This window comes from Lutimaribacter saemankumensis, assembly GCF_900100005.1.
GTDB lineage: Bacteria > Pseudomonadota > Alphaproteobacteria > Rhodobacterales > Rhodobacteraceae > Lutimaribacter > Lutimaribacter saemankumensis.
Genome location: NZ_FNEB01000005.1, coordinates 78,769 through 101,746 on the forward strand (window position 1 = coordinate 78,769; position 22,978 = coordinate 101,746).

Here is a 22,978-nt window from a genome sequence, read left to right on the forward strand (position 1 = left end):
TCGACGCGACGCTACAGCGGGGACCGGGCAAAGAAAACACCGGCATTTACCGGGACCATGTTTTGCACCCGGTCAGGAAACACAGTAGCTTTGTGATGTTGTCGCGAATCTGCCACATCATGGGGCAACCGCGCGCCAGGGGGTGGGCATGTTCGTGGTATGAATTACATACACCCATCAAGAGAGCTGCCGGAAAAAACATTGTCTGCTGATTGTCCCCCTTCCCGTTTGCGTCCGATCGCCCGTGGCCTTGCCGCGCTGGCGCTTTTGGCCGTCGCCGCCTGTTCGGCACCTGTTGCCAGCGGCATCAACGATCCCTACGAGGCCGAGAACCGCACCCGGCACGAGTTCAACCGAAAGCTGGATCGCGCGCTTCTGCGCCCGGCCGGCAAGGGGTATGTGCAGGTCGTTCCGCAACCCGTGCAGCAGGGCGTCAGCAATTTCGCCGCGAACCTGGGCGAACCGAGCCATTTCGTGAACCACCTGCTGCAGGGCAATGTCGAAGGCGCGGTGATGAACACGATCCGCTTTGCCGTGAACACGACCATCGGCCTTGGTGGGCTGGTCGACATGGCGGGAACGCTGGGCATCCCCGAATTCGACACGGATTTCGGGGAAACTCTGTACACTTGGGGCGTCGGTGAAGGCGCCTATGTGGAACTGCCCGTTCTCGGCCCGTCGACACAGCGCGATACGGTGGGACGCGTTGTCGACCTGTTCACCAACCCGCTGACCAACAGTTTGCCGAAGCCGGAACGCTATTATGCGCGGGGCACGTCGGTTGCATCGCGTCTGGGCGACCGGGGACGGTTTTCCGAAACGGTCGATTCCATTCTGTACGAAAGCGCCGACAGCTATGCGCAATCACGCCTGATTTACCTGCAGAACCGGCGTTTCCGGTTGGGCGGAAGTGGCGCAGACGCCTATGACGACCCATATTCCACCGGTGACGATCCGAATTACGAGGACCCGTATGATGACCCGTATGCCGACCCATACCAGCAAGAGTGACCGCCCCAACCGCCGCCGCGTCGTCGGCCTGATTGGCGCAGGGATAGCCGCGCCGTTGCTGCCAGCCCCCGCCTTTGCGATGAGCGAGGCAAAGGCGCAATCGCTGGTCGACAGCGTAGTTGCCGATATCAACTCGGTTATCAATTCGGGCAAATCCGAAAGCGCGATGCTGCGCGATTTCGAACGGATCTTTGCACGTTACGCCGATGTTCCGACGATTGCGCGTTATGCCCTGGGCGTTGATGCGCGCCGCGCCAGCCCGGCACAGTTGCGGGCCTTCACCGACGTGTTCCAGCGCTACATCTCGGTCAAGTATGGCCGCCGCTTCCGCGAGTTCATCGGCGGACGGATCGAGGTTCAGGGCGCACGCGCCGTCAAAAGCTTTATCGAGGTCAAGACGGTGGCGCACCTGCGTGGCGAGGCCCCGTTCGACGTGACCTTCCTGGTATCCGACCGCTCGGGCAGCGACCGGTTCTTCAACCTGTTCATCGAAGGGGTGAACATGCTGCTGACCGAACGCACCGAGATCGGCGCGATGCTGGACCGCCGCGGCGGCGACATCGACAAGATGATCGCCGACCTGCGCGCCGCAAGCTGACGGGTCAGCGCTGGCTTTCCGCCGTAGGCGCCTGACCCGGCTGAACACGGCCGCCGCCGAAAATGCTTTCGAGCAGGGACTCGATCCCGCTTTGTGTGTCGCGGTCGCGTTGGTTCTGACCTTCGGAAAAGATTGAGTTGCCGCCCGGCGGCTGCATCGGCAGGTCGCGCGGCGGCAGCCCTTCGTGAACGCGCACCATCGTTTCATGCCAGATTTCCGCCGGAAGGCCCGACCCGGTGACGCCGGTCAGCGGCGTGTTGTCATCATAACCCATCCAGACACCGGCCACATAGTCGGCGCTGAACCCGATGAACCAGGCGTCACGCGCCGCCTGCGTGGTGCCGGTCTTGCCCGCGACAGGACGATCGGGCAGTGCGGCGCGACGGCCCGTGCCCTCGGCCACGACCTTGTGCATCATCCAGGTCAGTTCGCGCGCGGCGTCTTCCTGGATCACGCGTTCGCCGATCCCGCCCGTGGCAGTCATCACGGGTTCGCTTTCCCCCTGCATCCGCAGATCGACAAGGCCATAGGGCGTCACTGCCGAACCGCCGTTCAGGATGCCCGCATAGGCCCCGGTCATTTCGATCAGGGTCGATTCAGACGCGCCCAGCGCCAGTGCCGGCCCAAGCGCCAGATCCGAGTCGATCCCGAAATCGGACGCCACCTTGCGCACCATTTCAAGGCCAACGCTTTGCGCCACCTTGACCGCGGGGATGTTGAGCGACGTGCGCAGCGCCTCGGCCAGGGTGACGCGGCCATGATACTGCCGGTCATAGTTTTGCGGGCACCATTCGCCCGAACCGGGCACGTTGATGCAGTATGGCCCGTCTTCGATCACGTCGCTGGCGGAATAGCCCATGTCCAGCGCGGCGGCATAAACGAACGGCTTGAAGGCCGAGCCAGTCTGACGCAGCGCCTGCGTGGCGCGGTTGAAGGCGCCCACGACCTTTGTCTTGCGCCCGCCGACCATCGCGCGGACGGCGCCATCGGCGCTCATCACGACGATGGCGGCCTGCGCCTTCGATCCCTCACGCACCTTGTTTTCGAAGATGTATTTCATCGCCTCTTCGGCGGCAGTCTGAATACGCGGATCGAGCGTGGTGCCGATGATCACGTCTTCGGTGGTGTTGCGGGTAAAGAACTCAGGGCCCGACGACATCACCCAATCGGCAAAGTACCCGCCAGCCTGCGCCTCGGCGGCCTCGGACAGTTCGGCGGGGTTTCGCAGCGCTTCGTTGGCCTCGGCCTCGGTCAGGTAGCCTTGTTCGCGCATCAGGCCGACCACCAGTGCCGCACGGCTTTGCGACCGTTCCAGGTTGTTGGTCGGCGCCAGCGAGGTGGGCGCGGTCAGAAGGCCAGCCAGCATGGCGCCTTCAGCGGGCGTCAGCTGTCCTGCCGTCTTGCCGAAGAAACGCTGCGCCGCGGCCTCGGCCCCGAAGGCACCACCGCCCATGTAGGCCCGATTGAGATAGATCGTCAGGATCTCGCTCTTGGAGTACTTGGCCTCCATCGCAAGCGCATAGATCGCTTCCTTGGCCTTGCGCGCCAATGAGCCGCGACGGCAATCCGCCTCGTAGGCGGCTTCGCTTTCCCACTGGTCGGGATCATATTCTACCCCGAGGCACATAAGCTTGGCGGTCTGCTGCGTGATGGTCGAACCACCATGGCCGCTGAACGGACCGCGGCCTTCACGCAGGTTGATGCGGATGGCCGACGCGATGCCGCGCGGAGACACACCGAAATGCCGGTAGAAACGCTTGTCTTCGATCGCGACCACGGCGTTTCGCAAATGCGGGCTGACGGTATCGGCTGTGACGACACCGCCGAACTGGTCACCGCGCCAGGCAAAGCTTTGACCGTTGGCGTCAAGTAGGGTCACCGATCCGCGTTGCCGCCCGTCGAGCACCTCGTTCAATTCCGGCAGGGTCGCATAGACATAGCCCACGGCCAGCGCGATCAACAGTGCGGTGACGGCGCCAACCCGCCAGGCAAAGCCCCAGAGGATACGCCAGAAAAACCCGATGATCGCCAGGAACAACGCAACGACCGGATTGCGCCGGCGTGCGGATTTGCGCGCGGATTTGCGTACAGGTTTGCGTGCCGCTGCCTTCTTCGATGACGCGGGGGACTTTTTCTTTGCCGTTTTGGGATAGCGGCGGTCCGCTACCAATGGCCGTTTTCTGCGACCTGAATCACTCATTGCCTGCCCTGCCCGAGCCTGTGTTGTTGTGACGATCATAACCGCCCGCCGGCCGGATGTAGACCCTGCAGACCGCACCGCACAGCTTTTTGTTTTGATTAATTTTTAATCATATCTCTATTTTTGATTAATTTTTGTGCATTTTGGCCGGATTTATTCGTGCACATGCGGGCATTCACCTTCCGTATTGCCCTGAGTCTCAGATTTTCTGCGCTTGCAAACAGGCGGGCACCCTCCGCCGCAAATCGCAAAGGGGATAAAGGTGAAACTGATCATAGCGACGATCAAACCGTTCAAGCTGGAAGAGGTCCGCGAAGCGCTGACCGAAATCGGCGTGCGCGGGATGATGGTGACCGAAATCAAGGGGTTCGGCGCGCAGTCGGGCCACACGGAAATCTACCGCGGTGCCGAGTACGCCGTGAATTTCGTGCCCAAGATCAAGCTCGAGATCGCGGTGAACGCCGCGATGGCCGACCAGGTGATCGAGACAATCGCGAAAACCGCCAAGACCGGCAAGATCGGCGACGGCAAGATCTTCGTGCTGGATCTGGAGCAGGCCGTGCGCGTGCGCACGGGCGAAACGAACGAGGACGCGCTGTGATGCGTGCTGGGGGAAAGGACAACATCATGAAACTCGCAACCAAACTGGGGCTGGCATCCGCTCTGGTCGCGCTGCCCTCGATGGGCCTGGCGCAAGACGCCGTGCCGGGGGTCGATGCATCCTCGGATTCGATCTTTATCTTCAATTCGCTGCTGTTCCTGATCGGCGGCTTCCTTGTGATGTGGATGGCGGCCGGGTTCGCCATGCTCGAAGCCGGGCTTGTCCGGTCCAAGAACGTCGCGATGCAGTTGACCAAGAACATCTCGCTCTTCGCGATTGCCGCGGTCATGTATTACCTCATCGGCTACAACCTGATGTATCCGCTGGGCAACTGGTCGGTCGGATCCGATGAGACCGGCGGCTATCTCGGCGCGTTCGGCGTTGCCGTCCTGGAAGCCGTGGGCGTTGGCCGCGACGCAGCCGACGATTACGGTTATGCCTCGACCGGCTCGGACTTCTATTTCCAGCTGATGTTCTGCGCCACGACCGCTTCGATCGTTTCGGGCACCCTGGCCGAGCGCATCAAGCTGTGGCCGTTCCTGATCTTCACCGTCGTCCTGACCGGGCTGATCTACCCGATCCAAGCATCTTGGAAATGGGGCGGCGGCTTCCTTGACAGCCAGTACGGCTTCCTGGACTTCGCGGGTTCGACCGTCGTGCATTCGGTCGGCGGCTGGGCAGCTCTTGCCGGCGCGCTGATCCTTGGTCCGCGCATCGGCAAATACACCAAGGAAGGCCGCACCGTGCCGATCATGGGTTCGAACCTGCCGCTGGCCACGCTGGGCACGTTCATCCTGTGGCTGGGCTGGTTCGGCTTCAACGGTGGCTCGCAGCTGGCGATGGGCACCGTGGGTGACGTGGCCGACGTGTCGCGCATCTTTGCCAACACCAACACCGCAGCCGCAGGTGGCGCCATCGCGGCCCTGATCCTGACGCAGGTTCTGTACAAGAAGGTCGACCTGACGATGGTTCTGAACGGCGCGCTGGCAGGCCTGGTGTCGATCACCGCCGAACCGCTGACCCCGACGCTGGGCGGCGCGACGCTGATCGGTGCCGTGGGCGGCGTGATCGTGGTCTTCGCCGTGCCGATGCTGGACAAGCTGAAGATCGACGACGTGGTCGGCGCCATCCCGGTTCACCTGATCGCAGGTATCTGGGGTACGATCGCCGTGGTCTTTACAAACAGCGATGCAACCATCGGCGGTCAGCTGATCTCGATCATCATCGTGGGCGCCTTCGTCTTCGTGGTGTCGGGCATCCTGTGGTTCATCCTCAAGGCGGTCATGGGCATCCGTGTCAGCGAAGAGGAAGAGATCACCGGCCTCGACATGGCCGAACTGGGGATGGAAGCCTATCCCGAATTCTCCAAGAGCTGAAACCTCCTTCCATCAGCTCTGTGACAACTGCCCGGGCGTTCGCGCCCGGGTTTTTTTTTGCCTCGGCCAATGGGCCGGAACACATCCAATTGCGCGCGCCGGGGGCGCGCCGCCGGCTGCCTCGTCGTCGGGCCTTGCCCGCCGCCTCGGGCACGTGGCACCGCGACGCCCATGCCAGGGGCTGCGCCATAAGGCGGGGGTCGGACCGGAGTATTTGGGGCAAAATGAAGGGCAAGGCGGACAGCATGGCAGTCGATGCGCAATGCACCCGGCGGCCGAGGAATTCCGCGCGGAAAAAGAAAAGGCCCGGGCGATGCCGGGCCTTTCCAGGTGTGATTTTAAGGCCGCTTAGTTCAGCGCCTCGTCCGTGATCGCATGGGTCCATGCGCCTTCGGGTTCCTTGGTGATGACGCCGCCATCCATGACGATGCCAACGGTCCGTTCATATGCGGCTGGATCAAGCGTGCCGTTGCTGCCTGCGGTCAGCTTGGCGATCTCGCCCATCATGCGGCGCTGGTGCTTTTCCGTCTGCGCGCCCGTTTCATCGTTTTCCAGAACGATGTCGGCCGCTTCGTCGGGGTTTGCCTCGGCGTATTTCCAGCCCTTCATCGATGCGCGGACAAAGCGCACCAGCTTGTCGACCTCGGCGGGATCGGCCAGCTTTTCCTCGGTGGTGTAAAGGCCGTCTTCGAGCGTCGAGATGCCTTCGTCTTCGTATTTGAAGACGACGAGGTCATCCGGCGTCAGGCCGGCGTCGATGACCTGCCAATATTCATTGTAGGTCATGGTCGTGGCGCATTCGACCTGCTTTTGCAGAAGCGGATCGACGTTGAAGTTGATCTTCTGGATCGTCACGCCGCCATCGGAGCCGTCGGTGGGAATGCCCAGCTTGCCCATCCAGGTGTAAAGCGGGATTTCATTGCCGAAGAACCAGGTGCCGAGCGTATGGCCGGGGAAATCCTCGGGCGAGTTGATCCCGTGTTCCTTCAGGCAGGTCAGCATCAGGCCAGACGAGGCAAAAGGCTGAGCGATGTTGACGATCGGCGCGCCCTTTTCGCGTGCGGCCAGAGCGGATGGCATCCAGTCGACCATCACGTCGGCACCGCCACCCAAAAGCACCTGAACGGGAGCGATGTCGGGGCCGCCGGGCTTGATCGTCACGTCCAGCCCTTCTTCCTCGTAAAAGCCCTTGTCGAGGGCCACGTAGTAGCCCGCGAACTGGGCCTGCGTCACCCATTTAAGCTGTAGCGTCACCTCGTCGGCGGCCGCGGCCATGCCGGCCCAAAGGCCAAGCGCGGCGGTGCCCAGTGTCGTTGCCATGCGTTTCATTTCATTCTCTCCTTGCTGGTTTTGGCTTGGTTGTTTTGTTGTCCTGTTACGCTCTGCCTCTTTGTGACGGGTGCCAGAAGGTCACTGCCTTTTCCAGCAGCGCGACCCCGCCATAGAATGCCGACCCGACGATGGCGGCGACGACGATCTCGGCCCAGACCAGATCGAGCGCCAGTTGCCCCACCGAGGTGGAAATACGAAAGCCCATGCCACGGATGGGCGAGCCGAAGAATTCCGCCACGATTGCGCCGATCAGCGCCAGCGTGGTTGCAATCTTCAGACCATTGAAGATGAAGGGCATCGCCGCAGGCAGGCGCAGTTTGAACAGCGTCTGCCAATAGGACGATGCGTAGGTGCGCATCAGATCACGCTGCATCCGGTCGCTGGCCTGCAGGCCCTGAACGGTGTTCACCAGCATCGGGAAGAACACCATCACCACAACCACGGCCGCCTTCGATTGCCAGTCGAACCCGAACCACATGACCAGGATCGGGGCCATGCCGATGATCGGCAGCGCGGCAACGAAATTGCCAACCGGCAGCAGACCGCGTTGCAGGAACGGGAACCGGTCTACCGCGATGGCGGTCAGGAAGGCCGCTCCGCATCCCAGGACATAGCCCGTCAGCGCACCCTTGATGACGGTCTGCACGAAATCTTCCCACAGGATGGACGTAGATTCTGCAAACCGTGCGGCAATAGCGGTGGGCGGAGGAAGGATGACCGAGGAAACCTCCAGCCCGCGCACGAAACATTCCCACATTACGATGATGGTCAGGCCAATGATCACTGGCACCGCCAATCCGGTGGCCCGGCTTTTCGGCAACCTTGCCAGCATCACGTTGGACCACCAGCCAACAAGCCATGCGGCGAGCCCTGCAAGAATCCAGCTCATTCCGCCATCCCCATTCGTTTCAGCGTCACCCGCTGTATCGCACCGATCAGCGCGACCATGACGGCCGCCAGTGCCGCGGCCATCAGCAGTGCGCTCCAGATCTGGATGGTTTGGCCATAATAGCTGCCCGCCAGAAGACGCGCACCCAGGCCCGCCACGGCGCCTGTGGGCAACTCGCCCACGATTGCGCCGACAAGGCTTGCCGCCATTGCCACCTTCATCGAGGTGAACAGATACGGCATCGAGGATGGCAGCCGGAGCTTCCAGAAGGTTTGGTTGGCGCTGGCGTTCCAAGTCTTCATCTGATCCAGCTGCATGACCCCGGGGCTGCGCAGGCCCTTGACCATGCCGACGACGACCGGAAAGAACGACAGGTACATGGAAATGATCGCCTTGGGCAGCAGCCCCGATATCCCGACGGCGTTCAGCACCACGATGATCATCGGCGCAATTGCAAGGATCGGGATGGTCTGGCTTGCAATGACCCAGGGCATGACGCTCATGTCCATCACGCGGTTATAGACGATCCCGATGGCCAGCCCGATACCCAGGACCGTGCCCAACGCAAAGCCCAGCAAGGTCGCCGACAGCGTGACCCACGAATGATAGACCAGGCTGCGTTTCGAGGTGATCTTTTTGTCGACCGTTGTGTCCCAAAGCTCGACCGCGACCTGGTGCGGGGCGGGAAGTTTGGGTTTGTCCTGGCTCCAGGTGTCTGCCACCAACTCGGAAAACGACAGCTCCACCCCGGCGCGCGCGGCCCTGTCATAGGCCCAGGCCGCATTCAGCCAGACGGCCGCCGCGTACCAGATCACGAAGATCGCGGCGACGACGGTGAGAACGGGCAGGACGGATTTCCTCATATGCGCCACCCCCGGTATGGTCCTGCCTCAATCGTCATAGGCATGCCCCGCGCGCAGGCCCTCGCGGACGCGATGGGCGATTTCCAGGAATTCCGGCGTGTCACGGATATCGAGCGGTCGTTCGCGCGGCAGGGTGCTTTCGATTACATCGGTGATCCGACCGGGGCGCGGGCTCATCACCACGATCCTGGTCGACAGGTACACCGCCTCGGGGATCGAGTGGGTGACGAACGCGATCGTCTTGTTCGTGCGGTCCCACAGCTGCAGTAGCTGCTCGTTCAGGTGGTCGCGCACGATTTCGTCCAGCGCACCGAAGGGTTCGTCCATCAGCAGGATATCGGCATCGAAGGCCAGCGCCCGCGCGATGCTGGCGCGTTGCTGCATGCCGCCCGACAACTGCCATGGGAATTTCTTCTCGAACCCGGCCAGATCGACCAACTCCAGAACGCGTTCCACCCGCTCGGCGATATCGGATTTCGGATAGCCCATGATTTCCAGCGGCAGCGACACGTTGCGCCCGATGGTCCGCCAGGGATAGAGCCCCGCCGCCTGGAACACATACCCGTAGGCACGGGATCTGCGCGCCTCTTCGGGGCTGACGCCGTTCACGGTAATCGCCCCGCCCGTCGGCGTTTCGAGATCGGCCATGCAGCGCAGGAATGTTGTCTTTCCGCAGCCCGACGGGCCAATGAAGCTGACGAAATCGCCTTTCTGGATATCCAGATCGACGTCCCTGAGCGCGTGCACCGGGCCATCGTTTGTCTGGAATGTCAGGTTCAGGCCCTTGGCGCTGATCACTGTCTCGGTCGTCACACCCGTGTCTCCCCTGTCGAGGCTCATGGCTCCCCGATCTGTTATTGTTGTCAAGGACTTGCGCCCAGGGAAGGCCCCCGGGCGCAAGAAATATCAGATCCCTGCCGGAATATTCATCGGATCGCGCTTGATCATCTTGGGCGCGGTCAATTCCTTCCATTTCGACAGCGCGGTATGCGCCGAGGGGAAGGCCGGGCGCGGTACGAAACGGCCACGTCCGGGGTTGGGCTGGCTGTTCTGGCCCCAGGCCCAGATCACCTCGCCGCGGCTGATGGTGTAGCGCGCCTGCGCCTTGACTTCGAACCCTTCGAACACGTTGTAATCGAGGATCGAATGGTGGTTCGACGCGCTGATCGTCTTGGTGATCTTGGGATCCCAGACCACGATATCGGCATCTGCGCCTTCGACGATCGCACCCTTCTTGGGATAGATGTTGAGGATCTTGGCCACGTTCGTCGATGTGGCGGCGACGAATTCGTTGGGCGTCAGGCGGCCGGTTTCGACCCCTTCGGTCCACAACACCGCCAGCCGTTCCTCCAAACCGTTCGAGCCGTTGGGAATGATGCGGAAATCATCGACGCCACGGCGCTTCTGTTCGGTGCTGAAGGCCGCGTGGTCGGTTGCCACGACCTGCAGAGACCCCGACTGCAAACCCGCCCAGAGACTGGCCTGGTGTTCCTTATTGCGGAAGGGCGGCGACATCACGCGGCGCGCGGCGTGATCCCAGTCCTTGTTGAAATATTCGCTTTCATCCAGCGTCAGGAACTGGATCAGCGGCTCGCCATAGACGCGCATGCCCTTTTGCCGCGCCCGGCGGATTGCCTCGTGCGCCTGTTCGCAGCTGACATGCACGACATAGAGCGGCACGCCCGCCGCATCGGCGATGGTAATCGCGCGGTTCGCGGCCTCGCCTTCCAGTTCGGGCGGGCGGGAATACGCATGGCCCTCGGGGCCGGTGATGCCCTGGTTAAAGTACTTTTCCTGCAGCTCGGCCACGAGATCGCCGTTCTCGGCATGCACCATCGGCAGCGCGCCCAGTTCAGCGCAGCGCTTGAACGACGCGAACATCTCGTCATCCTCGATCATCAGCGCGCCCTTGTAGGCCATGAAATGCTTGAACGAGTTCACGCCCGCATCGACGGCGTCCTTCATTTCGTTGAACACCTGCTCGTTCCAGCCGGTGATCGCCATGTGATAGCCGATATCGGCGCAGATCTGCGGGGCCGATTTGCGGTGCCATTCCCCGATCGCGTTCTTGATCGAACCGTCCTCGCCCGGCAGGCAGAAATCCACGATCATCGTGGTGCCGCCACAGGCTGCGGCCCATGTGCCGGTTTCGAATGTTTCGGCCGCCGTGGTGCCCATGAAGGGCATTTCGAGATGCGTATGCGGGTCGATTCCGCCGGGGATCACATAGGCGCCTTCGGCATCGATATATTCGTCGCCCTTCAGATCCTCGCCAATCTGCTTGATCGTTTCGTCCTCGATCAGGACGTCGGCCTTCCATGTGCGGTCTGCCGTGCAGACGGTGCCGCCCTTGATGACTTTGGTTCCCATCGTTCAAGTCTCCCCTTATTCGGGCATGCCGGTCGCACGCCTTGTCAGCTTGGGGAACGGCAAGTGCCGGCTGTCAACAGACCAACCCGCACCGTGTTCCCCCAAACTCGTCAGGCAGCTTCCCCCGGTGTTCAAGGCCGGGTCGCCGCCCATTGTTACACGATCCGCCGGCCCTGCGGGAGGGTCCGGCGACGCAGGCAAGGATCACTCGACGATCCCCGCTGTTTCCACGACGGCATGGAACAGCACATCCGCGCCGGCCGTGGCCCATTCCCTGGAAATTTCTTCCGCCTCATTATGGCTCAGCCCGTCGACACAGGGGCACATGACCATCGCGGTCGGCGCCACCTGGTTGATCCAGCAGGCATCATGCCCGGCACCCGAGATGATGTTCTGGTGGGAATAACCCAGACGTTCGGCCGCATCGCGGATTGCCTGAACGCAATCCTTGTCGAACTCGACCGGATCAAACCCGCCGACCTTTTCGAACTCGACCTGCAGGCCCATGTCGTCGGCGATTTTCTGGCCTTCCTCGCGCAGGCGCTTTTCCATGTCCTCGATCACCGACAGGTCGGGGCTGCGGAAATCGACGGTGAACACCACCTTGCCCGGGATCACGTTGCGCGAGTTGGGGAAAACGTCGATATGACCCGCGGCCCCCACGGCGTGAGGCGCGTGCGACCACGCGATTTCGTCCACCTTTTCCAGGATGCGCGCCATGCCCAGGCCCGCGTTCCGGCGCAAGGGCATCGGCGTCGAGCCGGTATGCGCGTCCTTGCCGGTCACCGTGACCTGCGTCCAGCTAAGGCCCTGGCCATGGGTCACGACGCCGATATCCTTACCTTCGGCTTCGAGGATCGGGCCCTGTTCGATGTGAAGTTCGAAAAAGGCGTGCATCTTGCGCGCGCCGACGGGTTCTTCGCCTTGCCAGCCGATCCGCTTCAATTCGTCCCCGAATGTCTTGCCGGCGGCGTCAACGCGGGACTTGGCCCAGTCTTCGGTATGAATGCCAGCAAACACCCCCGAGGACAGCATGGCAGGAGCAAAGCGCGTGCCTTCCTCGTTCGTCCAGTTCGTCACGACGATGGGGTGCTTCGTCTTGATGCCCAAATCGTTCAGTGTGCGCACGATTTCCAGCCCGCCGAGCACCCCCAGAACACCATCGTACTTGCCGCCGGTGGGCTGCGTGTCCAGATGGCTGCCGACATAGACCGGCAAGGCATCGGGATCGGTGCCGGGGCGCATCGCAAACATGTTGCCCATACTGTCGAGCCCCATTTCGCATCCCGCGTCTTCGCACCATTTCTGGAACAGCGCGCGGCCTTCGGCATCTTCGTCGGTCAGGGTCTGGCGGTTGTTGCCGCCCGCGACACCCGGCCCGATCTTGGCCATCTCCATCAGGCTGTCCCACAAACGGTCGCCATTGATCCTCAGATTTTCGCCCGGTGCCGGCATCGCATCCCCCTGTATCCCCGGCGGCTTGGCTTGCCGCTTTTTTACCATTTGGTAAAGTCACGATTGCCAAAGGCCCCGGTGGTGTCAAGATTCGTCTTGGCGGAGGCGCGCCCAGCGGGCTATCCCCCCGTGCAACATGATGAAAGATGCAGCAGCGATGGACCAGCCCACCAAGAAAAAGCCCAGCCGCATCCAGCAGAAGAACCGCAAGCGCATTCTTGAGGCGGCGCTCGATGTTTTTTCGCAGCATGGATACCGTGGCGCGACCCTGGACCAGATCGCCGAGGCGGCCGGGCTGTCCAAGCCCAATATCCTTTACTATTTCAGCGGCAAGGAAGAGATCCACGTCACCCTGCTGAACCGGTTGATGGAAACCTGGCTCGATCCGTTGGCCGAGATGGACCCGGATGGCGACCCGCTGGAAGAACTGTTGGCCTATGTCCGCCGCAAACTGCAGATGAGCCGCGATTTTCCGCGCGAAAGCCGTCTGTTCGCGAACGAAATACTTCAGGGCGCACCACGCATGGCCCCGCACCTGCAAAGCGGTCTGAAACCGCTGTTCGACGAAAAATGCACCTTGATACGCATGTGGATGGATCAGGGACGCCTTGCGCCGGTCGATCCGGGGCACCTGATCGTGTCGATCTGGGCCACGACCCAGCATTACGCCGATTTCGACGCACAGCTTGGCGTACTCATGCCCCCGGGCGCGCCGGGGGCAGAGAGTTTTCTGGACACGCTCTATACGCGTCTGCTGTCCCCGCTTGCACAGGGAACGGCCTGATCAGGCAAACCCGATCCCATCGGCCTTGAGTCCGGCCAGTCGGATGATCGACGACAGTTTCCAGTCCTTGTCGTCGCTGTTGTCTTCACCTGCATGCAACAGCGGGTCGTCATCCGGCCGCCAGCACGGATCGAGATTCAGCCAGCTGCACGGATCGCCCTTGAGCAAGCCCGCAAAGACCGAACAGACGATCGTCGATCCAAGCCGCCCCAGCGTGTTGCCGCCATTGCCCTGCGCCTCGCGCAGCACGTAGTACCAAAGCGCGTCGGGCTCGTGCTCCTTGAGCGACAGGGGCTTGAGGCAGAATTTCCGCGCCATCGCCGTGCCTTTCGGCAACGCGAATGTGTGCCCACGCTTGAGGTTGCGGAAAGCCAGCACATTGAGAGGGTCGCCAACCGGCCCTTCGTGAAGGAATGCCAGAGCATTGGCCAGCTTGGTGTCGATCTTGCGCGCCATCTGGGGGAACGGCTCGGGCCCGCCCATCGGCAGGAACCAATCCCACTGGATGCAGTTGCGGGGCTCCATCGGGCGGAAGCCGCGCAGGTCATCGCCCGTGCCTGCACCGGAATTGTCGAAGATCGGCGCGAACTGGCCAAAGCCGCGAACCGGAAAATTCGTCTGGTAGGCGTTCCGCACCATCGAATGGCCGAACCTGTAGGCAGCAACGGCGAACTCGACCGGCATGAAGGGCTGGTTCTTCCAGCTGTAAACATCCGATAGCCCGGCGACCCAGTGCTTGCGCTTGTCGCAGGTGGTTTCCAGTTGCAGTGCGCATTTCCAAACTTCATTCACGGTGACGCGCGGAATGAAATCCGTCCAGACCACCCACTGATAGAGCCAGCGCAACGTCTTGCGCGCGATTTCGAACACTTCGTCGTTGCTGGCATTCGGGTGCGCGGCGCGCGCGCGGTCGACAAGGGTGTTATGCGCCAGCAGGAACGCCAGTTGAAGCTGGCTTACCATGCTGTTTTCATCGTTGCGCATGTCTCCGATCAAGGCCCGGCCACGGAACCGTGGCAGATCCGGCAGATCGGGCTCCGAGTCAATCCGGCCGATCGCCAGTTTCACCGGATCGCCGTCATGGCCATAAAGATACGGCTGATCGCGCGGCCCCATCCCGTAGATATTGTCCAGATCCAGACGGGGCGTGCGGAAATTGAACAGCCCGTTTGGGTCGTTCTGCCGAACCAGCGACGACGCCGGATCGAATGTTATGTCGTGATCGACGAACTGACCGAAATAGGTGTAGCCGGCCGGGATGTTGGAACTGAATTCAGCCTCAAGATCGGCGACCACCGCCGGATCGGCCAGATCCCCGGGATTTTCACCGGGGCGTTCCAGCATGTGCTGGTTGGCGAAATCCAGCAGTTTGTCGTCTATTTCCTTGTCGCATTTTCCGGGCGCGACCCAAGGTTCGACTTCGGGACAAAGCCGCCCGAAGGGGCCGTGATAGAACTTGGATCGTGGCGCAAGAATTTCGAAATGGCTGCTGCCATGCGTCATGGGAAATCTCCTTGGTCATCAAATGGTTTTTCAAAAAAAGGGTGCGCTAAAAATCATGCGCACCCTGTTTCTACCATAGGATGTGATTCCCCGCAAATCGCGGATGGCAGTTTTCCGCTACTCTGCCGCGCAGGCACCCGGGTTGTTGGGATGGGTCGTCCAGTTCGCGTATTCCTTTTCGACCACCTTGCCGGTACGCGGATCCACCTCGCCAGGCTGCATTTCGACCATCGTGATGCAATCTTCGACCGGGCAGACGTTGACGCACAGGTTGCAGGCCACGCATTCCTCGTCCTTGACCGTAAAGGTGCGGTCCTCGGACATCGCAATCGCCTGGTGGCTGGTATCTTCGCAGGCGGCATAGCAGCGCCCGCACTTGATACACGCGTCCTGATCGATATGCGCCTTGGTCACGTAGTTCAGGTTCAGGTGCTGCCAGTCCGACAGGTTCGGCACCGCGCGCCCGACAAGATCCTGTACCGAGGCGATACCCTTTTCATCCAGGTATTGCGACAGGCCCGAGATCATCTCCTGCACCACCTTGAACCCATAGGTCATGGCCGCGGTGCAGACCTGCACGTTCCCCGCGCCGAGCGCCAGGAATTCGGCGGCATCCTTCCACGTCGTAACACCTCCAATTCCGCTGATCGGCAGTCCCTGCAACGATGGGGTGCGCGCGATTTCAGCAACCATGTTCAAGGCGATGGGTTTGACCGCCGGGCCGCAATACCCGCCATGGGCACCCTTGCCGTCGATGGTGGGCTCGGGCGCAAACAGGTCCAGGTCGACCGAGGTGATCGAGTTGATCGTGTTGATCAGGCTGACCGCATCCGCTCCGCCATCCTTGGCGGCCTGGGCGGGTTTCTTGATATCGGTAATGTTCGGCGTCAGCTTGACGATGACCGGCAGGTCGGAATGCTGCTTGCACCATTCGGTGACCTGCTGAACATATTCCGGCACCTGGCCGACCGCACTGCCCATGCCGCGTTCGCTCATGCCGTGGGGACAACCGAAGTTCAGTTCGACACCGTCGCATCCCGTCGCCTCGACCCGGGCAAGGATGGATTTCCAGGCGTCTTCGTTGACGGGCACCATCAGGCTGACGACAACGGCACGGTCAGGGTAATCCTTTTTCACGCGGGTGATCTCATCGAGGTTCACCTGCAGGGGCCGGTCGGTGATCAGTTCGATATTGTTCAGGCCCAGAAGGCGACGATCCGCCCCCCATATCGCGCCATAGCGGGGGCCGTTGACGTTGACGATGGGCGGGCCGTCCTCGCCCAGTGTTTTCCACACCACGCCGCCCCATCCGGCCTCGAATGCGCGGCGCACGTTGTATTCCTTGTCCGTCGGCGGGGCCGAGGCCAGCCAGAACGGGTTGGGGGATTTGATCCCGGCGAATTCGGTCGTCAGATCGGCCATGGCTCAGCCCTCCGCCGTCAGTGTTGCGTGGATGTCTTCGGCGGCATCGCGGCCTTCGGCCACTGCCGTCACGGTCAGGTCGTCGCCGCCGCTGGCGCAATCGCCCCCGGCCCAGACGCCCGCGATGCTGGTGCGTCCGGCTCCGCTGACCTTGATCTTGCGGCCTTCCAGTGCAGGCAGGCCGTCGCCCGAAAGCGTCTGCCCGATTGCCTTGAACACCTGGTCGGCAGCCAGACGGAAGGTCTGGCCCGTCGGTTTCAGGTCGTCGTCGGTGTATTCGAATTCGATCTCGCGCACGGCGCCGTTGCCACGCACGGCAACAGGCGTCGCGTTGGTGATGATCCGCACACCCTTGGACGCCGCAAGATCCTGTTCGAACTTGCTGGCGTTCATCCGGTCACGTCCCCGGCGATAGACGAGGCTGACATTGAGCGCCCCCAGCAGCTTGGCCTGCACGGCGGCATCGACTGCCGTCATGCCACCCCCGATGACGACCACGTCACGCCCGACGGGCAGCCTGGACAGGTCCGAGGCCTGCCGCAGATCGGCAATGAAATCGACGGCATCCAGAACGCCTGCCTTGTCCTCGCCCGGAGCGTTCAGCGCGTTCACGCCGCCCAGGCCGACACCAAGGAACACCGCATCGTAGTCGGCCTTGAGCCCATCAAGAGTGATGTCCCGGCCCAGCGCCTTTCCGTTCTCGACGGTGATGCCCCCGATCTTCAGCAGCCAATCGACCTCGGCCTGCGCGAAACCGCCCGGCGTCTTGTAGGCTGCGATGCCGTATTCGTTCAGCCCGCCGGCTTTTGGCCGCGCATCGAAGATCACCACGTCGTGCCCCTTCATCGCCAGCCGGTGCGCACAGGCCATGCCCGCCGGTCCGGCCCCGACCACGGCAATACGCCGCCCTGTCGAGGCCGCCCGGGAGAAAGGATGCACGCCCTGTTCCATAAGCGTGTCGGTGGCATATCTCTGCAACTCGCCGATCTTGACCGGTTTGCCCTCGGCCACTTCGCGCACGCAGGCCTGTTCGCACAGCGTTTCCGTCGGGCAGACGCGGGCGCACATGCCGCCAAGAATATTCTGCTGGAAAATCGTCCGTGCCGCGGCCTCGGGCGTGCCCGTCGCGATCTGCCGGATGAACAGCGGTATGTCGATATCTGTCGGACAAGCCGTGATGCAGGGCGCATCATGGCAGAAATAGCACCGATCCGCCGCAACCAGCGCCTCGTGATCGTCCAGCCTCGGGTGCAGATCGGTAAATTGTTCGGCGTAGTCGGCAGGGTCCAGACGCCCCGCGACAATACCGGGAGTCAGCGCATTCGCGGTCATCCCATTCTCTCCTGTTGGTGCCTTTTCGGTGCCTGTTGTTGAGAATCAGTATTCCACGATTCGATTTTTTATCAATCGGTAAAATTTACCGAATGGACAAAGATCGTCTGCGCCCGGACGGACGCTCAAGATTTGGGCAAACGCAGGGGCGGGGTCAGGCAGTGCGCAAAACGGCCATGTAAAACCCGTCCATCCCGCCCAGGTCGGGCCAGAAATCCGGGCGCAGGCGCAGGCCGCCTTCGTCGGTGATCCATGCCGGATCGACGCCCGGACGATCCAGCGCCGCGCGTTCGACTACAAGACCGGGGTGACGGCCAAGGGCGTCTTCGATCTGGCATTCACCCTCGTCCGGCAAAAGCGAGCAGGTGCAAAAGACAAGCCGCCCGCCCGGCTTCAACAGCGTCAGTGCATGGTCCAGCATCGCCGACTGCAACTCGAAAAGCCCGCCGAATTCGGCCCCGTCCTTGGCATGCGGAAGGTCGGGATGGCGCCGGATGGTGCCCGTGGCCGAACAGGGTGCATCCAGCAGGATCGCGTCATAACGCCCCTGATGCTCCAACGCGTCCCCGGCGACAACCCGAGCCTTCAAACCGGTGCGCGCCAGGTTTTCGCGCACGCGTTCAAGCCGTGCATCGGAAATATCCAGCGCCGTGACGTCGGCCCCTGCGGCTGCCATTTGCAGCGTCTTGCCACCCGGCGCGGCACACATGTCCAGCACCGCCTCGCCCGGCCGTGCGTCCAGCAACCGCGCGGGCAAAGCGGCAGCCGCATCCTGCACCCACCAGGCCCCGTCGCTGAACCCGGGCAACGCCGACACCTGCCCCGCCTGCGCCAGCCGGACCGAGCCCGTCGGCAACAAGACACCGCCAAGCCGCTCGGCCCAGCCGGCGGCATCGTCCTTGACCGTGATATCGACAGGTGCGCCGGCAAATTGCGCCGCCTCCATCGCCATCACCGCCTCGCCACCCCAGGCCATGACCAGCGGATCACGCAGCCATTTCGGCAGGCGCGGCACACGCAGCTTGGCCCATTCCACCGGGCCATCGGCCGCGATCTTGCGCAGTACGGCGTTGACCATCCCCTTCATGTGCTGACCCTTCTTGTGGCCAGCCGTCAGCGCGACGGCATCGTTCACGACACCATGCGCATCGCCGCCGCTGCACAGTTCGACCGTGGCAAGCCGCAGGATGTTGCGCACATGCAGGGGCGGGTTCTTGCGAACATGTTTGTCGAGAACGCGATCCGCCCGTTCCAACCCGCGCAGCACGTCCAACGCAAGCCGCTGTGCGCGGGCGCGATCTGCGGGCTCAAGCCGGTCCAGCGCGCCCTGGGCCAGCAATTCCGCCATCAATCGGCCCTCACCCAGAACCTGGTCCAAAAGGTAAACGGCGCTGCGGCGGGCGGAAGAGGGCTGTTTCGACATGGATCATGGCCTTGCTGTGCGGGGCCCGCGGCGTATATCAGGGGAGGATAAGGGAAGGAAGCCACCGATGTCCGAAAGCCCGCGCAAGGATTTGCCACCCGCCGCACAACGCGCCCTGGCCGAAGCCGAGGAACGCCGTAAGAAAGCGGAAGCAGAGGCAAAGGAAATGCCAAAAGAACTGGGCGGCCGCGACGGCCCGGAACCCGTCCGCTACGGCGACTGGGAAAAAAAGGGAATCGCGATCGACTTCTGAACTGCCGCTAGCGCAGCGTGAGGTCGGCAAACATTCCTTCACCACGGTCCGAGGTGAAACGCACCGTGCGCCCCTGCACCTTGACCTCCTGACAGTTGGGTCCAAGCTCGCGCTCTCCCCAGGTCAGGTCACGGCAGAAATACCCCTCTTGCCACTGCCAGGCACCGGTGACCGGACGGCCCAGTGCGCTGCCGGTGATCTTGCCATCCGGCATCACCTTCAGCGTGATCCCCCAAAGCGGGATTCGCAAATCCTTGCCCGACACCAGCGACAGGAACTTTCCCTTGTCGCGAACGGTCTGGAACCCTTCGGCAAGAACGGGAGTGGCCAGAAGAAACCCGGCAAACATGACGAACGACCTGATCATTGCGCGTGCCCTCGTTCATTTACGAGGAATTATACGGCTTTCCGGTCGCCTCGGATCACTTTGACAGCCTTAAAGCCCCAGAACATCCACCATGTCGTATTCACCGGGCTTCTTGTCCTGGCCCCAAAGCGCGGCCTTCAGCGCGCCCCGGGCGAAAACCGCCCGGTCGCTGGCAACATGGCGCAGGATGATCCGTTCGCCATCCGCAGCGAACATGACATCATGTTCGCCCACGATGTCGCCGCCGCGGATCGCATGGAAACCGATATGCCCACGTTCGCGCGCCCCGGTGATGCCATCGCGCGCCCGGTCGCTTACCGCATCCAGCGACACGCCACGGCCCTCGGCCGCGGCCTCGCCCAGCATCAGCGCGGTGCCCGAAGGTGCATCGACCTTGTGGCGGTGATGCGCCTCGATCACCTCGATGTCATAGTCCTCGTCCAGGGCAGCCGCGACCTTTTTCGTAAGTTGAACCAGCAGGTTGACGCCAAGGCTCATGTTGCCGGCACGCACCACGACGGCATGACGTGCCGCGGCCTTGATCTGCGCCAGGTCGTCATCGCTCAGGCCGGTCGTCCCGATCACATGCACCGCCCGCGCCTGCGCGGCGATGCCCGCAAATGCCACGGTCGCCGCCGGCGCCGTGAAATCGATGATGGCCTGCGCCTTGGAAAACGCCTCGAGCGCATCATCGGTCACATGGAGATCCAGCGGCGCTCCACCCATCGCAACGCCCACGTCCTGACCAACCCAGTCATGTCCTGCACGTTCGACAACGCCCACAAGCTTTGCCTTGTCGCTGGCCAGTATCGTACGGATCAGCATTTGCCCCATCCGCCCCGAGGCGCCCGTCACCACAATACCCGGAAGGTCGGTCATTTCCGTCGCTCCTATGCTTTCGCGCAGTCATAGCGAAGCCTTCCCCCATTGGCAAAGCCTTGCCAAACCCTTAAGTGCGGATCATGGCTAAGAACAAGTTTCACGATGGTCCCGGTCCCAGCCAGCGCCAGTTGCGCGTGGGCGAATTGATCCGCCGCTCTCTCTCCGAGGTGCTGGCGCGCGGCGACGTGCATGATCCCGACCTCAACCGCCTGTCGATCACCGTGGGCGAAGTGACCACCTCGCCCGACCTGCGGATCGCCACCGCCTATGTGCTGCCGCTGGGCGGCACGGGGCAAGAGGACGTGCTGCAGCTTCTGGCCCGCAACAAGGGCGAGTTGCGGCGGATGATCGGCAAGAAAGTCGGGCTGAAATTCACCCCGGACCTGCGGTTCCGCATCGACGAAACATTCGACCGCCTTGACGAAACGCGCCGCCTGTTTTCGCAGGACGATGTGCGCCGCGATGTCGAAGCGGACGACCAGGACGATACATGACCGGCCGGCGCGCTGCACTGGCTATGATCCTGGCCATGTGCGCCACTGCCGCGCAGGCTGTCGAATGCCGCGACACCACCTACGAAAGCAACAGCTACACGATCTGCAAAGTCGAAACTGACACCGAAGATCTGCGGCTGTTTCTCGAAGACGGGTCCGGCCAGAAATACACCCACTTCAACACGCTGGATGAACGTCTGGCAGCCGAGGGCCAAGAACTGGCCTTTGCGATGAACGCCGGAATGTACCATGCCGACCGCAGCCCGGTTGGCCTGTACGTGGAAAACGGGCAAGAGAGGATGCGCATCGTCACATCGGCCGGCCCAGGCAATTTCGGTCTGCTGCCAAACGGTGTCTTCTGCATCGGAACCGGGCGCGCGGACGTGTTTGAATCGCGCGCTTTCGCCGCGAAACCGCGCGATTGCCGTTTTGCCACACAGTCGGGCCCGATGCTGGTGATAGACGGCAAGCTGCACCCACGGTTCCTGTCTGACAGCACCTCGCGCTACATCCGCAACGGGGTGGGCACCAGTGCGGACGGCCGGACCGCGATCTTCGTGATTTCGAACAACCCGGTCACGTTTCACGAGTTCGGCAGCCTTTTTCGTGACAAGCTGAAAACGCCGAACGCCCTGTATTTCGACGGCAACATCTCGCGTTTGCATGCGCCGGCGCTGGGCCGTTCGGATCCCGGCTTTCGCATGGGGCCCATCGTCGGCGTTGTCGAACCGGCGGGTTAGCCCAGCCGCGCCACCGCCCAACGCGCAGCGTCGGCCACACTCGGATCAGGATCATCCACCAACGCCTGCGTCGCCGCACGCAAGGCCGGATCGCCCGAATTTCCTATTGCATACAGAACGTTGCGCACAAACCTGTCGCGCCCGATACGTTTGATCGGGCTGCCGGAAAACCGCGCCCGAAATCCCGCGTCATCCAGTTGCGCCAACTCGGCCAGCGGCGGATCTATCAGGTCGGGCCGCGCGCGATAGCGCAGCTCGCGCGCTTCAACCGCGAACTTGTTCCAGGGACAGGCCGCAAGGCAATCGTCGCAGCCGTAGATGCGGTTGCCCATTTTCGCACGCAACTCTTCGTCGACGGGGCCCTTGTGTTCAATCGTGAGGTAGGAAATGCACCGCCGTGCATCCAACTGGTAAGGCGCGGGGAAAGCATCGGTCGGACAGGCATCGAGACAGGCCCGGCATGACCCGCAATGGTCGATTTCGGGCGTGTCCGGTTCCAGATCGATCGTGGTAAAAACCGACCCGATGAAGAACCAGTTTCCCAAGTCGCGACTGACAAGGTTGGTGTGCTTGCCCTGCCAACCCAGCCCGGCCGCCTGGCCCAGCGCTTTTTCCGGCACAGGCGCGGTATCGACGAAAACCTTCACCTCTCCGCCACCCTCGGCGATCAACCAACGGGCCAGGCGTTTCAGCCGCTTCTTCACGAGGTCATGGTAGTCGCGGTTGCGTGCATAGACCGAAATCACGCCACGGTCGGGGGTTTCAAGGCCGGCCAGCGGATCAGTATGCGGGGTATAGCTTTCACCTAGCATGATCACCGACCGCGCCTGCGGCCAAAGCGCCGCGGGATTTCCCCGCCAATGCGTCCTGTCGGCCAGCCATTCCATCTGCCCGTGATAACCCCGCGCCAGAAACCCGGCCAGGCGTTCGGGCACTTCTGGCACCGCATCGGGACGGCAAATCCGCGCCAGATCGAACCCCTCGCTTCGGGCTTGCGCGATCATCCGGGATTTCAGGTCGTCCTTCATCTTGCCCGAAATACTCTGGGGGTGAATGCGCGCATAGCGCGCAGAGGGGGCAACG

The 22,978-nt window shown here is 62.4% G+C and carries 22 protein-coding genes; 8 read left to right on the forward strand and 14 right to left on the reverse strand.

The features are described 5' to 3' along the window. Positions 1-228: 228 nt before the first annotated feature. On the forward strand, positions 229-1,011 hold the full coding sequence (locus BLT50_RS10825) for an MlaA family lipoprotein (RefSeq protein WP_245723360.1): 783 nt from the start codon (positions 229-231) through the stop codon (positions 1,009-1,011). Then, the gene (locus BLT50_RS10830; protein WP_090028866.1) at positions 986-1,609 is read left to right on the forward strand and encodes an MlaC/ttg2D family ABC transporter substrate-binding protein; all 624 of its coding nucleotides are present in this window, start codon (positions 986-988) and stop codon (positions 1,607-1,609) included. The genes BLT50_RS10825 and BLT50_RS10830 overlap by 26 nt, the downstream gene beginning before the upstream one ends. 4 nt (positions 1,610-1,613) lie before the next feature. Here the strand turns inward: BLT50_RS10830 and BLT50_RS10835 are convergent, their stop codons facing one another. Continuing rightward, positions 1,614-3,809 (reverse strand): transglycosylase domain-containing protein, encoded by a 2,196-nt coding sequence (locus BLT50_RS10835; RefSeq protein WP_090028713.1) that lies wholly within the window; start codon positions 3,807-3,809, stop codon positions 1,614-1,616. A 262-nt stretch (positions 3,810-4,071) separates the two neighbouring features. On the opposite strand from BLT50_RS10835, the gene BLT50_RS10840 reads away from it, so the two are divergent. Then, positions 4,072-4,410 carry a P-II family nitrogen regulator gene (locus BLT50_RS10840; RefSeq protein WP_090028867.1) on the forward strand — a complete coding sequence of 113 codons (339 nt, stop codon included), beginning with the start codon at positions 4,072-4,074 and terminating at the stop codon, positions 4,408-4,410. Between the two features lie 26 nt (positions 4,411-4,436). After that, complete coding sequence (locus BLT50_RS10845; RefSeq protein WP_090028868.1) at positions 4,437-5,786, forward strand: ammonium transporter; 1,350 nt, start codon at positions 4,437-4,439, stop codon at positions 5,784-5,786. 348 nt (positions 5,787-6,134) lie between these two features. On the opposite strand, the gene BLT50_RS10850 is transcribed toward BLT50_RS10845, so the two are convergent. The 6 genes from BLT50_RS10850 to BLT50_RS10875 form a co-directional block, all read right to left on the reverse strand. Further along, positions 6,135-7,115 carry an ABC transporter substrate-binding protein gene (locus BLT50_RS10850; RefSeq protein WP_175491457.1) on the reverse strand — a complete coding sequence of 327 codons (981 nt, stop codon included), beginning with the start codon at positions 7,113-7,115 and terminating at the stop codon, positions 6,135-6,137. Between the two features lie 46 nt (positions 7,116-7,161). Continuing rightward, the gene (locus BLT50_RS10855) at positions 7,162-8,007 is read right to left on the reverse strand and encodes an ABC transporter permease (protein ID WP_090028714.1); all 846 of its coding nucleotides are present in this window, start codon (positions 8,005-8,007) and stop codon (positions 7,162-7,164) included. Next, complete coding sequence (locus BLT50_RS10860) at positions 8,004-8,870, reverse strand: ABC transporter permease (RefSeq protein ID WP_090028715.1); 867 nt, start codon at positions 8,868-8,870, stop codon at positions 8,004-8,006. Before BLT50_RS10860 ends, BLT50_RS10855 begins: the two co-directional genes overlap by 4 nt. Before the next feature lie 27 nt (positions 8,871-8,897). Beyond that, positions 8,898-9,683, reverse strand: coding sequence for an ABC transporter ATP-binding protein (locus BLT50_RS10865; protein ID WP_090028870.1), 786 nt, complete (start codon positions 9,681-9,683; stop codon positions 8,898-8,900). 93 nt (positions 9,684-9,776) lie between these two features. After that, the gene (gene hydA, locus BLT50_RS10870; protein ID WP_090028716.1) at positions 9,777-11,240 is read right to left on the reverse strand and encodes a dihydropyrimidinase; all 1,464 of its coding nucleotides are present in this window, start codon (positions 11,238-11,240) and stop codon (positions 9,777-9,779) included. 204 nt (positions 11,241-11,444) lie between these two features. After that, positions 11,445-12,695 carry a Zn-dependent hydrolase gene (locus tag BLT50_RS10875; RefSeq protein ID WP_090028871.1) on the reverse strand — a complete coding sequence of 417 codons (1,251 nt, stop codon included), beginning with the start codon at positions 12,693-12,695 and terminating at the stop codon, positions 11,445-11,447. A 157-nt stretch (positions 12,696-12,852) separates the two neighbouring features. Here BLT50_RS10875 and BLT50_RS10880 point away from each other — a divergent pair, with 157 nt between their 5' ends. After that, complete coding sequence (locus tag BLT50_RS10880; protein WP_090028717.1) at positions 12,853-13,479, forward strand: TetR family transcriptional regulator C-terminal domain-containing protein; 627 nt, start codon at positions 12,853-12,855, stop codon at positions 13,477-13,479. Here the strand turns inward: BLT50_RS10880 and BLT50_RS10885 are convergent, their stop codons facing one another. From BLT50_RS10885 to BLT50_RS10900, 4 genes are all read right to left on the reverse strand, one after another. Continuing rightward, a complete protein-coding gene (locus tag BLT50_RS10885; protein ID WP_090028718.1) occupies positions 13,480-14,982 on the reverse strand; it encodes a peroxidase family protein in 1,503 nt (500 codons plus the stop codon). Positions 14,983-15,099: 117 nt separating this feature from the next. Further along, on the reverse strand, positions 15,100-16,404 hold the full coding sequence (gene preA, locus BLT50_RS10890; protein WP_090028719.1) for an NAD-dependent dihydropyrimidine dehydrogenase subunit PreA: 1,305 nt from the start codon (positions 16,402-16,404) through the stop codon (positions 15,100-15,102). Positions 16,405-16,407: 3 nt separating this feature from the next. Further along, positions 16,408-17,736 (reverse strand): NAD(P)-dependent oxidoreductase, encoded by a 1,329-nt coding sequence (locus BLT50_RS10895; protein WP_090028720.1) that lies wholly within the window; start codon positions 17,734-17,736, stop codon positions 16,408-16,410. A gap of 154 nt (positions 17,737-17,890) precedes the next feature. Continuing rightward, positions 17,891-19,159: an RsmB/NOP family class I SAM-dependent RNA methyltransferase gene (locus BLT50_RS10900; protein WP_090028721.1), complete on the reverse strand. Its 1,269-nt coding sequence runs from the start codon at positions 19,157-19,159 to the stop codon at positions 17,891-17,893. A 67-nt stretch (positions 19,160-19,226) separates the two neighbouring features. Between BLT50_RS10900 and BLT50_RS10905 the strand changes: the two genes are divergently transcribed. Beyond that, complete coding sequence (locus BLT50_RS10905) at positions 19,227-19,412, forward strand: DUF1674 domain-containing protein (RefSeq protein WP_090028722.1); 186 nt, start codon at positions 19,227-19,229, stop codon at positions 19,410-19,412. Between the two features lie 7 nt (positions 19,413-19,419). On the opposite strand, the gene BLT50_RS10910 is transcribed toward BLT50_RS10905, so the two are convergent. Beyond that, positions 19,420-19,779, reverse strand: a complete 360-nt coding sequence (locus BLT50_RS10910; RefSeq protein WP_090028723.1) for a dihydrodipicolinate reductase — start codon at positions 19,777-19,779, stop codon at positions 19,420-19,422. Positions 19,780-19,848: 69 nt separating this feature from the next. After that, positions 19,849-20,658 carry a 4-hydroxy-tetrahydrodipicolinate reductase gene (dapB, locus tag BLT50_RS10915; RefSeq protein ID WP_090028724.1) on the reverse strand — a complete coding sequence of 270 codons (810 nt, stop codon included), beginning with the start codon at positions 20,656-20,658 and terminating at the stop codon, positions 19,849-19,851. Between the two features lie 83 nt (positions 20,659-20,741). Here dapB and rbfA point away from each other — a divergent pair, with 83 nt between their 5' ends. Continuing rightward, the gene (gene rbfA / locus BLT50_RS10920) at positions 20,742-21,155 is read left to right on the forward strand and encodes a 30S ribosome-binding factor RbfA (protein WP_090028725.1); all 414 of its coding nucleotides are present in this window, start codon (positions 20,742-20,744) and stop codon (positions 21,153-21,155) included. Next, the gene (locus tag BLT50_RS10925) at positions 21,152-21,895 is read left to right on the forward strand and encodes a phosphodiester glycosidase family protein (protein WP_425433951.1); all 744 of its coding nucleotides are present in this window, start codon (positions 21,152-21,154) and stop codon (positions 21,893-21,895) included. Before rbfA ends, BLT50_RS10925 begins: the two co-directional genes overlap by 4 nt. Here BLT50_RS10925 and queG read toward each other — a convergent pair. Continuing rightward, on the reverse strand, positions 21,892-22,923 hold the full coding sequence (gene queG, locus BLT50_RS10930) for a tRNA epoxyqueuosine(34) reductase QueG (protein WP_090028727.1): 1,032 nt from the start codon (positions 22,921-22,923) through the stop codon (positions 21,892-21,894). The two genes, BLT50_RS10925 and queG, sit on opposite strands and share 4 nt — an antisense overlap. Positions 22,924-22,978 lie beyond the last annotated feature (55 nt).

What these genes read in the sequence shown, in the direction of transcription:
- BLT50_RS10830 (WP_090028866.1), top strand. Translation starts at nt 986, where the DNA reads ATGCCGACCCATACCAGCAAGAGTGACCGCCCCAACCGCCGCCGCGTC.
- BLT50_RS10835 (WP_090028713.1), bottom strand. Translation starts at nt 3,809, where the DNA reads ATGAGTGATTCAGGTCGCAGAAAACGGCCATTGGTAGCGGACCGCCGC.
- BLT50_RS10845 (WP_090028868.1), top strand. Translation starts at nt 4,437, where the DNA reads ATGAAACTCGCAACCAAACTGGGGCTGGCATCCGCTCTGGTCGCGCTG.
- BLT50_RS10850 (WP_175491457.1), bottom strand. Translation starts at nt 7,115, where the DNA reads ATGAAACGCATGGCAACGACACTGGGCACCGCCGCGCTTGGCCTTTGG.
- BLT50_RS10855 (WP_090028714.1), bottom strand. Translation starts at nt 8,007, where the DNA reads ATGAGCTGGATTCTTGCAGGGCTCGCCGCATGGCTTGTTGGCTGGTGG.
- BLT50_RS10860 (WP_090028715.1), bottom strand. Translation starts at nt 8,870, where the DNA reads ATGAGGAAATCCGTCCTGCCCGTTCTCACCGTCGTCGCCGCGATCTTC.
- hydA (WP_090028716.1), bottom strand. Translation starts at nt 11,240, where the DNA reads ATGGGAACCAAAGTCATCAAGGGCGGCACCGTCTGCACGGCAGACCGC.
- BLT50_RS10875 (WP_090028871.1), bottom strand. Translation starts at nt 12,695, where the DNA reads ATGCCGGCACCGGGCGAAAATCTGAGGATCAATGGCGACCGTTTGTGG.
- BLT50_RS10880 (WP_090028717.1), top strand. Translation starts at nt 12,853, where the DNA reads ATGGACCAGCCCACCAAGAAAAAGCCCAGCCGCATCCAGCAGAAGAAC.
- BLT50_RS10885 (WP_090028718.1), bottom strand. Translation starts at nt 14,982, where the DNA reads ATGACGCATGGCAGCAGCCATTTCGAAATTCTTGCGCCACGATCCAAG.
- preA (WP_090028719.1), bottom strand. Translation starts at nt 16,404, where the DNA reads ATGGCCGATCTGACGACCGAATTCGCCGGGATCAAATCCCCCAACCCG.
- BLT50_RS10895 (WP_090028720.1), bottom strand. Translation starts at nt 17,736, where the DNA reads ATGACCGCGAATGCGCTGACTCCCGGTATTGTCGCGGGGCGTCTGGAC.
- BLT50_RS10900 (WP_090028721.1), bottom strand. Translation starts at nt 19,159, where the DNA reads ATGTCGAAACAGCCCTCTTCCGCCCGCCGCAGCGCCGTTTACCTTTTG.
- BLT50_RS10905 (WP_090028722.1), top strand. Translation starts at nt 19,227, where the DNA reads ATGTCCGAAAGCCCGCGCAAGGATTTGCCACCCGCCGCACAACGCGCC.
- BLT50_RS10910 (WP_090028723.1), bottom strand. Translation starts at nt 19,779, where the DNA reads ATGATCAGGTCGTTCGTCATGTTTGCCGGGTTTCTTCTGGCCACTCCC.
- dapB (WP_090028724.1), bottom strand. Translation starts at nt 20,658, where the DNA reads ATGACCGACCTTCCGGGTATTGTGGTGACGGGCGCCTCGGGGCGGATG.
- rbfA (WP_090028725.1), top strand. Translation starts at nt 20,742, where the DNA reads ATGGCTAAGAACAAGTTTCACGATGGTCCCGGTCCCAGCCAGCGCCAG.
- BLT50_RS10925 (WP_425433951.1), top strand. Translation starts at nt 21,152, where the DNA reads ATGACCGGCCGGCGCGCTGCACTGGCTATGATCCTGGCCATGTGCGCC.
- queG (WP_090028727.1), bottom strand. Translation starts at nt 22,923, where the DNA reads ATGAAGGACGACCTGAAATCCCGGATGATCGCGCAAGCCCGAAGCGAG.